The organism is Desulfosporosinus nitroreducens (assembly GCF_023897015.1).
Taxonomy (GTDB): Bacteria; Bacillota; Desulfitobacteriia; order Desulfitobacteriales; family Desulfitobacteriaceae; genus Desulfosporosinus; species Desulfosporosinus nitroreducens.
The window spans coordinates 92819-108826 of the sequence record NZ_JAMHFY010000015.1 but is presented as its reverse complement, the minus strand read 5'-3'; the positions used below and the strand labels follow the sequence as shown (position 1 = coordinate 108826).

Below are 16008 nucleotides of genomic sequence, written 5' to 3'. Positions count from 1 at the left end.
TTTTTGGCAATATGAATTTCTATTCATTCTTTGAATATTTTGACTGTAAGCAAAAAAGATGCTGTCTCTTACCCTGACAGCATCTTTTTTTAATAATGGGCTAATTGGTTGCAACTATATTTTTATACTACATCATTAGCTAAATTCGCTCCAGTGAACTGACTGTTGTAAAGATCTGCATAGAAACCGTTCTTTGCAAGAAGCTCAGCATGATTACCCATTTCAATAATACTTCCTTTGTTCATAACCAAGATCAATTCTGCCTCTCTAATCGTCGAAAGTCTATGGGCAATTACAAAACTGGTTCTTCCTTGCATTAGTTCCGTCATCGCTCTTTGAATATAAACCTCAGTTCGCGAATCAACACTGCTTGTCGCTTCATCCAGAATTAAGATCGCCGGATCTGCCAGGATTGCCCGAGCAATCGTGAGCAGTTGTTTTTGACCCTGAGAAATATTAGACGCTTCCTCATTTAAGAGGGTGTTATAGCCATCAGGCAGTGTTTTAATAAAGTGATGAGCATGAGCAGCTCTGGTTGCTTGTATAACCTCTTCTTCTGTAGCTCCTTCACGACCGTAGGCTATATTCTCCATAATTGTACCGTTAAAGAGCCAGGTATCTTGCAACACCATGCCAAACATACTGCGTAAAGCTCCACGCTTAATATCTCGGATATCAACTCCATCAATCGTGATTTTACCGGCATCTAGTTCATAAAACCGCATTAATAGATTAACAAGAGTCGTTTTACCGGCACCCGTTGGTCCAACGATAGCGATTGTATTTCCCTGTTTGACATCAATATTCACGTTCTTGATCAGTGGTTCTTCTTCTTTATAGCTGAAATCTACATTTTCAAATCTCACTTCTCCCTTAGGGAAAGCAATAATTTTGGCATCAGCACTATCCGGTAATTCTTCGACCTCATCAAGAAGTTCAAACACACGCTCAGCTGACGCCACCGTCGATTGAATAATATTAGCTATATTGGCGGTCTGAACGATTGGCATCGTAAATTGTCTTGAATATTGAATAAAGGCTAGAATATCACCAATAGTAATCGAACCATTAATGGCAAAAAGAGCGCCTACAACACTGACAATCACATACCCCAAATTGCTGACTAATCTCATTAAAGGCATTATTATCCCTGAAATAAACTGTGCTTTATAGCCAGCAGTATATAGGCTGTCATTAATAGCATTAAAGGTTTCGATGGAATCACCTTCACGTCCGAAGGCTTTAACAATTCTATGCCCAGTGTACATTTCTTCAACATGCCCATTAAGTTCTCCCAGTGACTTTTGCTGAGCAGCAAATTGTTTCTGAGAGTGTTTGGCAATATTCATAGTCACTACAACATAAAGTGGCAGAGTTAAAATAACAATAAGTGTTAATATAGGGCTTATTGAAAGCATCATAACAACTACACCGATAATAGTTGCGATAGAAGTTATCAGTTGGGTAAGACTTTGCTGCAACGTTGTTGAGATATTGTCAAAGTCATTAGTTACCCGGCTCAAAATTTCGCCATGTGTTCTGGCATCAAAGAACTTAAGCGGTAAGCGAGAAAGCTTCTCATCAACTTCCTTACGCATATTATAAACGGTTTTTTGGGAAACTCCCGCCATAATATATTGTTGCAAATAACTGAATGCTGCACTAATAAGATATAATCCTAATAGAATTAACGCGATCTGGCCTATATACGTGAAATCCATAGGTGGAACAGGCTGATTCATCTTTTGGGCCATCATTTTACCCGTAAAGCCTTCACCTATTTTTGTAATCGCCTTACCCATGACTTTGGGTCCCACAATACTGAAAATTGTGCTCAGGAGGGCAAAGATAAACACTGCAATGAATTTGGTTCTCTGAGGCTTTAAATATTTCAGCAACCTGAAAAGTGTCCCCTTAAAATTCTTTGCTTTTTCCACCGGTTTTCCCAGAGATCCTGCCGGGCCTCCTGCCTTTCCACCAAACCCTTGAGATTTATCTGCTTTACGTTCTTCGCTCACGCTAATTCCTCCTCTGACAGCTGGGAAGCTACAATCTCTCGATATACCTTACAGGTATTTAGCAGTTCTTTATGCGTTCCAATGCCAGAGATCTCCCCCTCATCTAAGACTATAATTCGATCAGCATCCCGAACTGTTGAGACACTTTGAGCAATAATAAAAACCGTAGAGTTTGCAATTTCAGGTTTAAGCGCCGCCCGCAACTTGGCATCCGTTTTAAAATCCAGGGCGGAAAAACTGTCATCAAAAATATAGATCTCAGCTTTTCTGATTAAAGCACGGGCAATTGAAATCCGTTGCTTCTGTCCACCCGAAACATTAGTACCTCCCTGGGCAATAGGATGATCAAAGCCTGCTTCCAACCCAGTGACGAACTCTGTTGCTTGGGCAACCTGCGCCGCATGTTCAATCTCTTCCTTAGTAGCATCTTGTTTTCCGTATTTTATATTTTCAGCAATGGTACCCGAAAACAGCACGGTTTTTTGAGGAACGAACCCGATCTTGGCACGAAGCGCTTTCTGACTCATTTCCCGAACATCGACTCCATCGACCAAAACACTGCCGCTTTCAACATCGTAGAAACGTGTCATCAAATTAATCAATGTGGATTTACCTGAACCGGTACCTCCAATAATCGCTGTCAGCTCACCTGGTTTGGCACTAAAGGTTATATTGTTAAGAGCTGGTTGGTCTGCACCAGGATATCTAAAGGAAACTTCCTTAAATTCAACAAAACCTCTTTCATCATTCACTTCTTTTGATTTTTCGGGATCAATAATGTCTAGATCCGTATCAAGGACTTCATTGATTCTTACTGCTGAAACCTGAGCACGAGGTACCATAATAAATAACATTACCAGCATGAGCAAGGAGAATAAGATTTGAGTAGCATATTGAATAAAGGCTAAAAGTGACCCAATTTGCATTGATCCCTCGTCGATTCTAAGAGCACCAAACCAAACGAGTGCTACAGTGGTTAAGTTCATAATTAGCATCATAGCCGGCATTAAGACAGCCATAATTAAATTGACCTTGATTGCGTTGTCCATGAGGTCTGCGTTGGCCTCATCAAATCGAACTCTTTCTTTTTCGATGCGATTAAAAGCACGTATAACTCTAATTCCGGTAAGTTTTTCCCGTAGAACAAGATTTAATCTGTCGATCTTTTCCTGCATTACCTTAAATAAAGGCAACCCTCTCTTCAAGGTTAGACCGATAATAGCGAAAAGTATTGGAATTGCAACCACAAGTACCCAAGCTAATGATGTATCCTGTTGCAAAGCCATAATAACTCCCCCAATACAGGTTAAAGGCGCAGTAATCATCATACTAAGGATCAAAACAGATACTTGTTGAATTTGAGTTACATCATTTGTCGTTCTTGTAATCAGTGTGGCAGTTCCTAATTTATCGAACTCATGCAAAGAGAAACTTTCAACTTTAGCGAAAATCTTTTCACGTAAAATCTTGCCAAAACCGACGGCTGTTTTTGAGGAGAGATAGGTCGCGATAATCGCGCATATAGTTCCTCCGGCTGCAATGAACAGCATGAAACCACCAATTTTAATTATATAATTAACATCTTTGTTAGCTAAACCTTTATCAACAATATCAGCCATTAGGGTAGGTAAATAGAGATCTGAAAGTACTTGTACAAAAAGAAGTACAATCACAACTGCTATCTGTACTGTATATTGTTTTAATAATTTAAACAATTTAATCATATCTGTCTCCTCGTCATTTAATGCTATTGATTGTTTTTTCCAGTGTCACTTAAAAGATTTTTTAGGGTATTAAGACCCTTAAAAATCTCATTGAGATCTTCTTGGGTTCCTTGTTTCAAGACTTTTTCAATATTAGACTTCAAATTATTATGCATTTTTTGATGAACGTCCTTAAAGTGGGGAGAAATACTCACATAGACGACTCTCCGGTCCTCTAAACTTCGTTCTCTGACTACCATTTCTTGTTTTTCAAGCCGATCCAGAATCCCTGATAAAGTACTATTAGGCAAGCTAAGTTTACTGCTGAGTTCGGTTATCTTGACCTTTTTTTCCATACTTATAATTCGAAGCACCATACTTTGCAACGCTGTAATTCCTGAATCCTCAAAAACTTTACTCATACTCTGCTTAAAAAGGACCATCACTTCCTGAAAAAGGTTTGCAACTTTAGTGCTTTCATCAAAATTGTCCATTTCTTCTCACTCCTCAAACATTTCGCACACATACATTTCCATCCCGAATATTTCGTTAACGTTTATTTCGCACATGAAGTATATTACTCTCAAAATTATCTATAGTCAACAAAGAAACCCTTTCATCATTTAAGATATTGAATAATTTTACAGATACTATATTTGTCCCTTAAAAAATACTGCTTCATTCCAACAATCGGAAATTAGTGCTTGTTTTCTAATTACCAATTATTTCAATTAAAAGAATTTCTATCACCAAGCCACATGCGGGGTATTGACCTTAATTGTCGTTTATGCGCTGGCGATAACTCGAACAGGACTTCGGGATTATATATGGACTATTACAACAATGACCGTTACCAATGGAACCTATCAAAACGGTACCTAATCAATATGCCACTTACTTGAAAAGCAGTGAGTATTCAATAAAATACAGAAGAATACCCTCACATCATAATTATGACATGAGGGTATTCTTCTGTATTTTAGCCTCTTTTCTAAATTGCCCTTGACACATGGTCCATTTTATAAACAATGTGATTACCCCTATTTTATACTTGTCAGACCCCCGGGCGACTGCGCTATCTTACAATCCCGCGATTAACAAAGTCTTGTTTTAGCACCTCTAATCTTTTTGTTCCATCCAGACGTTTTTGTCTCATTTCTTCTTGGATCGCTTTTGTTTCCTCGATGCCGTTGACGATCGTTTGCCATGATTTCTCAAGGGTTTCAATACTTACAGAACTTCCTGAAGCCAGCTTGGCAACCATCTTTGATTGCAACGCGGTATTTTCAGCATTTCGCAGTAAAAGCTCATTGGTCTTCTCATCTAAGGCACTCATCGCTTTTGCTTGAACGGATTGGCGTTTTAACATTATAGCTTGTACCAAGCATTGCTTAAAGATTGGCATTGTGATCACAAAAGCAGAATTAATCTTGCGAACCAAGTTATAATTACCATATTCAATGGCCTTAATGGTGGGCATGCTTTGGACGGCCACATTTTCAGCAAGTTGTAAATCATAAATTCGTTGTTCCATAATCTCTTGTACCTGCATGAGGTTATTAACCGCAATTTGGTCCAGCCTTTCGCCAGTCTGGTTGGCTTTTGCTTGGGCGGTAGGGATAATATTATTCTTAAGCTCAGCTAGAACGACTTGACCGGCGTATATATATTGCCCTAATTGCTCGTAATACTCGCTATTTTTGTTAAACATATCTTCTAAATGTTTGTTAGCAACGCCAATTTCCGCTTCGTATTTTTTCAGGGTGACAAAAACTTTATCAACTTCATCACCCATTGAGTTGTATTTCTTAAAGAGCGCATCCACTGAATTTTTAGCTTTAGAAAATATTTTTTCTAAAAAGCCGGGAGGTTTATCCTCAAAGTCCTTTATGTCAAACTTTTCCATAATTTTATTGAGTTGAATTAACAGTTCCCCTGAGTCTTCGACTTTAGTCGATTGCATAGAATGAAGAATAGCATCTGAAAACCTCGAAACCTCTTCTGCAGTGTTTTTTCCAAACGTCATAATAGAATTTACATCTTCTATATTAATTTGGCGTACAATAGAGCGAACCTCAGGGCTTTCCATAACTTTAGCCATAACTTCATTTTTCTTCTTTTCAAGATCAAATACTGGAATGGGTGCCGGAACTAAGCTTTTATCCTCAGTTAGTTTCGTTGTAAAACCTTGAATCTCCATTTACGCTCCCCCTTTAATTTAAATTGATTTCATCTGCTAAATCTAATGACCTAAAGATTCGTACACAAAGCTGTAGAAGTTAAGCCAATGGTCTGTCCCAAATCCTGTCTATTAATAATTAGGCAACAGGATTGATCAACGAAGTTTAAAAAGCCGAGATAAAAGCCCGGGTTTCTGGCTGAGAGCCGTCGGAATGTTGTTTAAGGCCGGAAGTACTAAGTCGTATTTTACTTGTGGAAGCTGATACAGATCGAAAAGACTCGGCTTAATGAAATGCTCAATAGTCCTGTAATTAGTTGGGGTAAAGATGAGAATATCAAGGCCGATAAGATTAAAATAGGCAAGCAGAATGGAATCGTTTTCAGTGAAAGATTCTTTTTTATTATCATAGATAATGATTTTGGGTATTTCTTGAGGATAATCAAATACTTCAATGAGTTTGAGCATTTCATCATCCAAGGTTAAAATTGTCATGATTATTTTTAGTTTAAATTTTTCATCTACCGATGTTAAAAACAATCCTGAACAAAATAATTCGTTGATTTTCATAATTAGAAAATGCTGTAGCGGTGCTTTAAGATAGCCAAACTTGTAATGACTGCTCTTTACTGCCTTGAGCTCATCCAAAAGACCCTGTTCGTCCAATAAATAATTTGAGTGATATAGTTCTTGTTTGGTGTAATTGATCTTCGTAAACGGAACATTTTCCATGAGCCTGGTATTAGGAGCTGTGGAAAGTTCTTTTAGGTCTTGCCAATAAGCATTTAGCTCCTCGCTAACTCCATTGATTTTTGCAAATAAATTAGGTACATACACCTTTTTATTCTGAATTTTAAACTCTGGACGAAGTTTAGATGGTTCTCTCCAAAGTATTTTGAGTTCGTCATAGGTGGTTTTAAGGGTAATAGGCTGTGTCACGTAATTTTCAAACTGCCACGGTTTAAAAAGCCCCACCTCTTCACTATAAATCACTTCCTCAATCTCTTTAGAAGCACTATAGGCAATTGTGCTTTTACGAATCAATCTCTCCCCTTTTGGAAAGGGTTCCAAGGGCAAATTATGCTTATTCCTAATAAGATGGGTCAACGTATTCTCCTCATCAAAGATTTGAAACGGCCTGTCTCCATCTTCATCAGAATGCATAAAAAGCACATCGCATCCTAACCTGTGAAAAGCGGTTAGCAGAAAGATTTCATGAGCTTTAATATGTCCATAGAACAAGATTTTGGGGTTATGTTCATAATTAAAGGCCTCGATCCCAGCGTTATTGTTTAGATTACCTTTTGGAAATAGTTGGGGAAGATATCGATTGAACCAGCTAATTATTTTCAACGAGAAATTTAAAACTATAGAAATGTTAACATTTTTGCTCTTCTCTGCAAAAAGATTAACTATCTCAACAAAGGTATTTCTGATTGTATTATCCAATAGCTCATCGTGCGTTTGAGGAAGTATTTTGGCCATAAGAATTTGTTCAATAATCTCAAATCGATTTTGGAACCGATAACATACAAGCCTATTGGGAATCATATCACTTTCCTCTGCACTCGGAGCAGCAATGCCTTCCATGAATTTAAGATAACTGCCCGACATCTGCAATGATCTGTCCAAATTATAAAGACTATTGTAATATTCTGCCTCCCAATCATCTGAAGAGGCGGGTACCCCAATATAACGAACAAAATATGCCGGAAGTATGGGATATGGTTTACCAATATAGCCGCTTCGTTTGCTTAAGGGAACAAGTATCTCCTCCAAAATCGTCTCAGTTCTCTTAAGTTTTACCACTGCTGCCGGATCACTCAAGAAGCTATTATCCAGTTCATTTTGTTGGGTTGGCTGTTCAGTTTTCTTCTTCTCCGATTTAGGCTGGGCAGTCTCAATCTTCACTTTTTCTAGAGTGTTCTGTGCGGGAAAGGCTCCGATCGGAAGTTCATTGGGATATTTAATAATCATGGAAAATTCATTGTATTTATCTATATTATCGAACTTATCTCTTAGAGAGGTATTTAGTACAAGAACATCACACCCTATAAGGGACATTAGGATAAGAAAATAAATTTCATGTTTTTTGGGACTTCCCCAGTAAACCACCTTAGGATTAAAGGGTGATTTCTTGCGAATTTGTTTACCATAATCTCCAAACCAGAGCAAGATTTTAGTACCAAAGTTTACAGCAATACTTAAATTAATCACTTTCTCATTTATTATATAGAGATTAAGAATTATGCCAAATGCATTTTTTATCTTTCGATTAACTTGGCTATCTGAGCTTAATGAGAAATAGCCCTTTGAATCTAACAGATTTAAAAGTGCTCCATTGCTATAATCCTTAAGCGGGACTGGCTCAAACAACTTTCTTGCACGGTCGATTATTTTAGAATCAGTACTGACAGGAATTGATTTTTCAAACAAAATGTAGTTGCCCGTTAATTTTAGTTCTTCATCTAAACTAATAATCTCAGATAGGTACGCTCTCTCGTCATTACATCCAACAATACGATAGAAATAAACATAGGGTTGTGAACCCCTTTCTGTTAAAGGAGACAGTATATCTTTAAAAATATCATTGGATTGTTTTAAGACAGTTCTAGTTTCCTTACTTGTCTCCGTATCTTCTCACTCCTTTATTCTTGCCACGACTCCCAAATCCTCGGTACATAACCTACTGTCGCTTGTTTTCCATTGCGTACGATAGGAGTATTATAAAGACTGGGATTATTCAAGATCATTTCCTCCCTGCCAGACTCAGAAATAATGTGATCCATATTTAACTTTTTGTAATCCTTAGCGTTAAGATTAATCAAATTCTTTAATCCAACAGCGGTTTTGACACTTTGTAGTTCTCCTTTACTCAAGCCTTTCATTGTCAAATCAACAAATTGATATTTTATCTTTCTCTCTTTAAAATAACGTTCAGCTTTTTTAGTGTCAAAACATTTCTTGACTCCAAATATTTGAATGTTCATTCTTAGTTCGTCTAACTCCTCAATTCAATTCTCTAATTAGATTATGGCAATATTCATTCTAAGTAATACTTCATCTCTCTAATTATTCTACAGTAATATATCTAATTCCTTTATATATGTGAGAAAATAAGGTTTTACTGGATAAAATAGCATTAAAATACCCCTAGCCCTTATGGAGGCCAGGGGCACTTTTTGCTATTAAGCTCAATTGTCTATACAGGTTAATTATTGCATGCTAATGGTATTTACTCCCCTGACAGGCATAGTAGCTGCAACCCGTTGCTGCCCAAATCACGGTATCACCGAACTTTTGCACCTTCTGGCTAGAAGCCGAATCCAAGGGAGACCTAAAATATAAACTCCCTAGGGTCTAAGCGAACCTCGTAGCAAATCTCCTCTACAACTTTCTTTTCCACTGGAGCAAATTCCCCGTCGGCAAAACCAATTGCACAGCACAACCGAACCACCAAACGTGCCGCTTCAGGTTTACTCGCTAATTTCCCGATCGCTCTCAAGGCTTCGGCCTTACCTAACATACGATCACTCTGAATTCGTTGTACATAGTAATTAAAACGAGAATCTACTTCATTAATATTAATCCCACGCATTTCCTGACTGGTACGGAAATAATCAATGAGCTTTTCCCTCTCAGAAGGTTCGAGAACCCCGTCCGCTATAGCTACCAATGCGCTGCCGGCAACCAAGGCTTCTGTGAGATCTTTCCCCATATATTTGTTCACAATGCTTTTAGCATTTTCAGTTTGCTTTTGCAACCACTCAGCGGTATTTGTATTACTGCCCGAATTCCAGCGTTCCTTGCAGCTTAAACAGACAAATTCCACATTTTTGCTTCCAATAAACCCAGCCAACAACCCTACTGGACCTAACAAAACACCGCCAATTGCAGCCTTGCCTAGACCAAACCCTTTCTTACCCGCAGTTACCTGATTCGAATGGCAACGGGGACAGGCCATTCCACCTTGATGGCCGGCATTCTGAGCTTGTCCATAGGATTGTGAATTATTCTGGCTAAAGGACTGAGAGTTATTCTGGCCATATGATTGAGGACTGTTTTGTCCATAAGAATTATTTTGGTTGTTTTGGGGACCGCCGTAAGGCACAGCAGAGCTGCCTGTTCCCTGATTTCCAAAGTTAGCATTTCCAGTATTTCCATAACCAGAGTTAACTGAAGGATTAGCACCTGCAGAGGATTTTTGTTCTTCTTCAACCTCCAACCCAAAATTATGGCAAAGAGCAGCTAACCCCCCTTGAAATCCACTTCCAATAGCATTGAATTTCCACTCCCCGGCATGGCGGTAAATTTCAGCGGCAACAATAGCCGTTTCCACGGAGAATTCCTCGCCAAGTTCATATTTGAGCAATAATTCGTTCGTACTGGCATTTAGAATCCTTACATAAGCATTCTTGATATCTCCAAAACTTTGCCGTTTCATTTGCGCGTCATTAATAGTAATAGTAAAAGAAATTCTCTCGATATACGCAGGTACTCCTGACAGATTGATGCGAATCTGCTCGTCATCACCCTCCCCGGAACCCTTCTTATGATCCCCGCTGTGATTTACGGAACCTTGACCGCCAGATGGATTATTATAGAAGACAAAGTCACTTTCATCCTTTACCTTACCATTAGATCCAATCAAAAAAGCCGATGCATCTAAATCAAAATTATAACTACTTGCTGACGGATTTGAAGCCCAACCTAACCCGACAATTATTTCCTTTAAGTTAGGATTGCTTTTTGTAAGGTCTACTTTTTGCCCTTTGCTAAGTCTTACTGCCATTGCTCTTCCACCTTTCTATTCATACCAGTAGTGCTTTAACTTGCACAATAAATGTCCGTATATAAGATTCAAGGTAAAATAAACCCTTCTAACAAGTGCATTTTACCATATTAAGCCAAGCACAAGCAAACTTCGAAGCAAAGACATCTCAGTGCCTGAATTTACATCTTCATATTTCCTTCACTAAATTATTTTGTATGTGTATTTATATCATATAAAATTAACGTGCTTGGTATTAGGAATGGGCTCTTGAAATTCTAGGAATATCTTGACGCGATCAAATAAGCCCAGAAGAGATGCAGTATCTCTCCTGGGCTTATTGACACATAATATAAAAGTCATCTAATACTACTATTAGAATATATATTATTTAAGATTAGCAACATTCGTTACTCATCGTCGACAGAGCGATAATTATCAATAAATTCTTGAGGGAGCTTCTTAATCAATAAGACCGGTATATCCGACTTGTTAAGCACACTGTGAGCCAAACTTCCATAAATCAGACCTTTTAAACTATTAAGTCCTCGCGTTCCCATTATTATTAACTCAAAGTTCTTTTTTGTTGCGTAGCTAAGAATTGCCTCAGTGATATCCGGTATATTGTAATTGGAATAAATCACCTGACGATTGACATTTTGTCCTTGTTTAGAAAAAATATTATTGGTTGTTGCAAGAATTTCAGAGTACTCCCTTCCTTGATCCGAATCTTCATCTATTAAGTGTTCTACCCAATCTGTGTTAGGGTTAGAAGACCAAGTTTCCAATAAATTATAATCTCCTTCAATAGACCCTTGAGCACTTTCATGTATATGCAATATTGTTAATTGCATTTTGGATAAACTAGAAAATAAACTGGCGGCATATACAGTCGCAGAAAAAGAATGCGGTGAACCATCCGCGTAAAGAAGTACCTTTAGAGATTTCGAGTCAGTCATGATAATTCCACCTTTAAAACGATTTAAATTTAATTATATCATAATTTAGTATATGTTATAATAGTAAATTAATGTTATATGCTTGACATAAATCAAGAACGGAACCAAAAATAGCACATACCCTTCGGAATTCCGTAGGCATGTGCTTAATCAGTTCTGATTCTTTATGAGTATTGTTAACAACAATTAATGCTTCATAAAACCTTGGGGGAGCTTCTTTATTAGCATCATTGGTATAGAAGAATTGTTGACTAAACAACCGAAAAGCAAAACTTTTAAAGTGGTAAGTCCCCTTGTACCCATAATAATCAAATTATATGAATTCTTTGCTGCATAATCATAAAGTGCCTCAATAGTATCGGAAATACCTGGATTACAATATATCACAACATGACTGACATCCTCTGCCCTTTCAAAAAATACTTCGTTAGTTTTGGAAAGAATCTCATTATATCTATTCTGAACGGTGGAATCAGCTCCCTCAAAAACTCGATTTATCCAATCCGAGGTTGCGCTTATTGGCCATCGATATTCAGTTCCTTTGACATTGCTTCTTGTCATGGCCCAATTAACCAGGTCCTTTGTATCGATCCAACTATATTCTGTAATCTTAGAATCTTCACAGCCATCTCGTGCTTGCACTACGGTCAAATGCATATTGGGCATATTTCTCAAAAGTGTTGCCGTATGAACAGCCGCATAAAAGGCCTGCTGTGAGTCATCAAAGTAAAGGAGCACATTAAACTTTGAATCATTCATATCAATCACCCCTTCCCTTAAGATGATGCGCTATGGTGCAATGCAGGTGGCATTAATTGAACCTGACGTTTTGTTAATCCAAATATTTAGTTGATCCTTGTTCTCAATAATCTTTGCACCTAATTTAGATCCTACATAACGGTAGTAATTTTCGTCGTCTTTCCTGCAAAAATAATTGTGAGTGTCGATAAAATTAGCACTTGCTCCAACTCGATGGAGCAAAGGAATTATATTGGTTTTGCTAATATCAAAGTTCTCGATGGATCTTTCAAATTCTTCTCCCAGGTTAGCCGTACTCCATGCCTTTGGCCCCTTTTCAGGCTTGATTTCATAGACACGTCTTAGAAATTCATAGGCAAAAGCACCTAAAGAAATTAAGATTCTCGGTTTATATTCTAAGGCAATATCCCTGAACAACTCGATTTCTTTTGCTACTTCAGGTCCCCACCAATTTAGAGTATTAGGAACTATTCTGCTGTCGCTAACGGCATTCCTGAAATAAATATTCGAAGTTTCAATTCTAGTGTTCATTTCTCTATAGACTTTGTCCTGAATTTCATCTAATACAGGTGTCCAATTGTCGTGGCTAATAGGGTGTTTTGGATTAATTAATACCCAAATGGGATAATTTCTATCTCCCGAATCTCTCTTCATCATCTCTCAATCCCCTCATCAACAGAGTTAGGCTATCAAAAATAACGGGATATTAAAATGCCTTTCATGCTAGAAAAATGAAACCTTCTGCTGCAACTAATGAGTTTCCAGTTGTGCTTCTAGTTGCAGCAAAAGGTTAAGTCTCATGAATAACTGAACCGGCAGATCATATCAATAAATCATTCGCCAACAAAAGGACAACTAAAGGTCCACTATTCTGACTCAGGCTTCCTTCTTCTTCGATTTGGCAATAACAATACCAAGACCATCAAAGAGATAATAGAGACCAAAACCATACCACACGGTATATATCAGGTAAAAGCAGAGCAGAAAGGCGAGACTGAATTTATTCTCACTAACCTTTTTGATTTCAACTCCGTAATAATTGTAGGCTGGCTCAAGGGCCTTTTGCTGAACTTTAACCAAGTCAAATTCTTCTTTAAATTGCGATTTAGCTTTCAGTTCTGCGTCAATTTTTTTAAGAGAACTGTTCCAGTTGTAGGTTGCTTCACGACCATTGTAACCATATTTATTTTCTAGTGATTTACTGTCATTGTGATACATGAAGTCGCTGTCAGCCACTACGGCGCCAAGAATTTCACCATAATCTCCATCGATAGTCACCGAAGATTCTTTAACAGTTACAGTTGCACCTGCTGTAGTGTACAACGCACCCCATTTCACAGCATCTTCATGTGATGAAGCTTTAATTGTAAGGTTGATGTTTTTTCCCTTTTGACCATCTGCAACTTTCTGAGCGTCCTCAATAAAATAAGCTGAGCCCTTAGACAAAGAGTTAAACATATCATCAGCGTATTGCAAACCATTTCTGCCATTACCAAAGTTTGGGGACATCATGCCCACATAACATAGTACAAAGCTAAGGAGCATTAAAAGACCAATAGAAAAAGTCTTTTTATTTCGAACTACACTCATTGGGAAACACCTCCTTTGGTGACGATAGCATCATGCTCTTCAGCAGCCTCAGCCCGAAGCTTCGGGATATTTCTGATAAAAGTACTTATTATCCAGAAGGCAAAGATAGATACCAGTCCAAAGAATAACCATACCCCTAATTTGGTAATTAAAGCTCCAGAGGAAGCGGACAAGGTGATATACCCCATCTGAGTTAATTTTTCAGGCAGTGCGAAGAGTCTATTGACAAAGCCTGCCAAAATAGCTAACGCATAGAAAGCCTTGATTTGCGTGCCAGGGACTACTTTAGTCGTAATGGCACCGATTTGGATGCCGAATAACGAACCCAGCAACATACCCATAGCTAAGGTATAAAACACATATCCATAGATGGCATACTGGGCAATAGAACCATATCCAGCTGTAAAAATAATCTGGAATATATCTGTTCCGACAGTGGTTGCTGTGGAAATTCCCAGTCCGTATACAAACATAGGGAAGGTCACAAAACCGCCGCCAACACCTAGTATAGAAGCTAGAAAGCCCGTCGCTGCGCCGCATATTGCAACAAAGAAACCAGAAATCCTTCTCCCGCCAGGGACTACGTGACTATCAAATTTAATCATCGGAGCTAGGTTAATCGATTGGAGTTTAGCTCCAAGCGCTGTAATTTTTTCTGGGCCGCCATGTGCATCTCCACCAGCTTTAGGAGCGCTTTTTCTCATAGTTAGATACTCGCTCATAGCAAAGATGCCAAGGAATCCAAGTAGAATCACGTAGATAGAACTTATTACAAAGTCGCTCATTATGGGGTTGAAATTATACAATGCACGATTTATCATACCGCCGCCTGTAACCCCTAGTCCAGAACCAACCAGAAAGGCGATGGCTAGACCAGCATGGACGTTACCCATTTTCTTATGCAGGGTTGTTCCCATGATAGCCTTAGCAAAGATGTGAAACATATCAGTACCTACTGCTAATATCCCTTTTACTCCCAAGCTCATCAGTGCCGGAGTAATTACAAAGCCTCCGCCAGCCCCTATACAACCAGTAATAAGGCCTGCAATAACGCCCACGGCAATAGAGCCGTAAAACGTAGAGGGTGAAAAAAAGGACGGACCGAAGGCGGCTTTACCACCGATAAAGGCAGGCAGAGTTGCTGCCGCATGAGCCATCGCCGGAATGAGTAAGGGCAGAGCCATTACGAACAATATCAATAGCTTCTTCCGGTTTTTTATAATGTTAAATGAAGTCTCAATCTCCCACTGGGCATGGGCCCTGGCTGCGTACATTAAAGAGTTATATAAATTTTTCATAGTCGTCTTTTCCTCCTCCATTGATCTTCACTTTCGATCGGAGCTTAGAATTTTAGTGATTATTCACCCTCACTTTTTCGAAATTTGTGATATAATTACTATAAGAAAATTTCTTTTGCGGCCTTTTATAGGCTGCTTTTTTTCTTGAAGAGGTATCACTTTACATCGTAGTGGGACTGATTGATAGTCACTCACAATCTTTTATCTTTCGGAACAATACTTAGATTACCCACTGCGAAATGCAGACAATGTTATTCGATCCTCTTCAATTATATTGATAATCCCAAATTCAAAAGCTGTTTACTTACCTCTCCTTTCTTTAAGATTGCTTTCACAAGTAAAGAGTAGCATTGCATGAGAAAGGTGTCTATAGTGTATCCATATCCCTATAATCAGTCATTCTTATATCAAGACTGCTTAATAACCATAAAGATGTTGAAATTGTGCTTTTTTGAAATACTGACAAGCTCAGTTACTATTTGATTGATATTTTGACAATAGCAATATTAATGCTATTTCTTCATGAGCTTTTATGTCTTTACATATATCAAAGTTCTTCCTGCGAGTTAGGCCTTCATGTCTAAAACATGATAAGATACGCCACGTCAGGCACATAGTTAATATCCCAATGACTTTTTACACAAAGAATTGGATGCACGATTCTCGATAAAGAAGAATTTTCATACACTAGTTTATTAAATACAGAAAACAATTCATTGTAATTAAAATTC

The 16008-nt window shown here is 38.2% G+C and carries 12 protein-coding genes; all 12 read right to left on the bottom strand.

Annotated features, from left to right (window positions below):
- Positions 1–122: 122 nt before the first annotated feature.
- Positions 123–2018, bottom strand: a complete 1896-nt coding sequence (locus M8E35_RS16525; RefSeq protein WP_309446478.1) for an ABC transporter ATP-binding protein — start codon at positions 2016–2018, stop codon at positions 123–125.
- Positions 2015–3742, bottom strand: coding sequence for an ABC transporter ATP-binding protein (locus M8E35_RS16520; RefSeq protein ID WP_252470326.1), 1728 nt, complete (start codon positions 3740–3742; stop codon positions 2015–2017). Before M8E35_RS16520 ends, M8E35_RS16525 begins: the two co-directional genes overlap by 4 nt.
- Before the next feature lie 23 nt (positions 3743–3765).
- Positions 3766–4215: a MarR family winged helix-turn-helix transcriptional regulator gene (locus tag M8E35_RS16515; RefSeq protein ID WP_252470325.1), complete on the bottom strand. Its 450-nt coding sequence runs from the start codon at positions 4213–4215 to the stop codon at positions 3766–3768.
- Between the two features lie 581 nt (positions 4216–4796).
- Positions 4797–5921, bottom strand: coding sequence for a toxic anion resistance protein (locus tag M8E35_RS16510; protein WP_252470323.1), 1125 nt, complete (start codon positions 5919–5921; stop codon positions 4797–4799).
- A 135-nt stretch (positions 5922–6056) separates the two neighbouring features.
- Positions 6057–8471 (bottom strand): YceG family protein, encoded by a 2415-nt coding sequence (locus M8E35_RS16505; protein WP_289710880.1) that lies wholly within the window; start codon positions 8469–8471, stop codon positions 6057–6059.
- A 77-nt stretch (positions 8472–8548) separates the two neighbouring features.
- On the bottom strand, positions 8549–8890 hold the full coding sequence (locus tag M8E35_RS16500) for an arsenate reductase family protein (RefSeq protein WP_252470322.1): 342 nt from the start codon (positions 8888–8890) through the stop codon (positions 8549–8551).
- Between the two features lie 347 nt (positions 8891–9237).
- Positions 9238–10692 (bottom strand): TerD family protein, encoded by a 1455-nt coding sequence (locus M8E35_RS16495; RefSeq protein ID WP_252470321.1) that lies wholly within the window; start codon positions 10690–10692, stop codon positions 9238–9240.
- A gap of 389 nt (positions 10693–11081) precedes the next feature.
- On the bottom strand, positions 11082–11630 hold the full coding sequence (locus M8E35_RS16490; protein ID WP_252470320.1) for a universal stress protein: 549 nt from the start codon (positions 11628–11630) through the stop codon (positions 11082–11084).
- Positions 11631–11816: 186 nt separating this feature from the next.
- Positions 11817–12389: a universal stress protein gene (locus tag M8E35_RS16485; RefSeq protein ID WP_252470319.1), complete on the bottom strand. Its 573-nt coding sequence runs from the start codon at positions 12387–12389 to the stop codon at positions 11817–11819.
- Positions 12390–12419: 30 nt separating this feature from the next.
- Complete coding sequence (locus M8E35_RS16480; RefSeq protein ID WP_252470318.1) at positions 12420–13046, bottom strand: hypothetical protein; 627 nt, start codon at positions 13044–13046, stop codon at positions 12420–12422.
- A 219-nt stretch (positions 13047–13265) separates the two neighbouring features.
- Positions 13266–13979: a hypothetical protein gene (locus tag M8E35_RS16475; RefSeq protein WP_252470317.1), complete on the bottom strand. Its 714-nt coding sequence runs from the start codon at positions 13977–13979 to the stop codon at positions 13266–13268.
- Complete coding sequence (locus tag M8E35_RS16470) at positions 13976–15277, bottom strand: sulfite exporter TauE/SafE family protein (protein WP_252470316.1); 1302 nt, start codon at positions 15275–15277, stop codon at positions 13976–13978. The genes M8E35_RS16475 and M8E35_RS16470 overlap by 4 nt, the downstream gene beginning before the upstream one ends.
- Between the last annotated feature and the right edge of the window lie 731 nt (positions 15278–16008).

Excerpts from the sequence above, each read along its gene's own strand:
- M8E35_RS16515 (WP_252470325.1), bottom strand. The coding sequence starts at position 4,215 with ATGGACAATTTTGATGAAAGCACTAAAGTTGCAAACCTTTTTCAGGAA.
- M8E35_RS16495 (WP_252470321.1), bottom strand. The coding sequence starts at position 10,692 with ATGGCAGTAAGACTTAGCAAAGGGCAAAAAGTAGACCTTACAAAAAGC.
- M8E35_RS16520 (WP_252470326.1), bottom strand. The coding sequence starts at position 3,742 with ATGATTAAATTGTTTAAATTATTAAAACAATATACAGTACAGATAGCA.
- M8E35_RS16500 (WP_252470322.1), bottom strand. The coding sequence starts at position 8,890 with ATGAACATTCAAATATTTGGAGTCAAGAAATGTTTTGACACTAAAAAA.
- M8E35_RS16490 (WP_252470320.1), bottom strand. The coding sequence starts at position 11,630 with ATGACTGACTCGAAATCTCTAAAGGTACTTCTTTACGCGGATGGTTCA.
- M8E35_RS16510 (WP_252470323.1), bottom strand. The coding sequence starts at position 5,921 with ATGGAGATTCAAGGTTTTACAACGAAACTAACTGAGGATAAAAGCTTA.
- M8E35_RS16480 (WP_252470318.1), bottom strand. The coding sequence starts at position 13,046 with ATGATGAAGAGAGATTCGGGAGATAGAAATTATCCCATTTGGGTATTA.
- M8E35_RS16485 (WP_252470319.1), bottom strand. The coding sequence starts at position 12,389 with ATGAATGATTCAAAGTTTAATGTGCTCCTTTACTTTGATGACTCACAG.
- M8E35_RS16475 (WP_252470317.1), bottom strand. The coding sequence starts at position 13,979 with ATGAGTGTAGTTCGAAATAAAAAGACTTTTTCTATTGGTCTTTTAATG.
- M8E35_RS16470 (WP_252470316.1), bottom strand. The coding sequence starts at position 15,277 with ATGAAAAATTTATATAACTCTTTAATGTACGCAGCCAGGGCCCATGCC.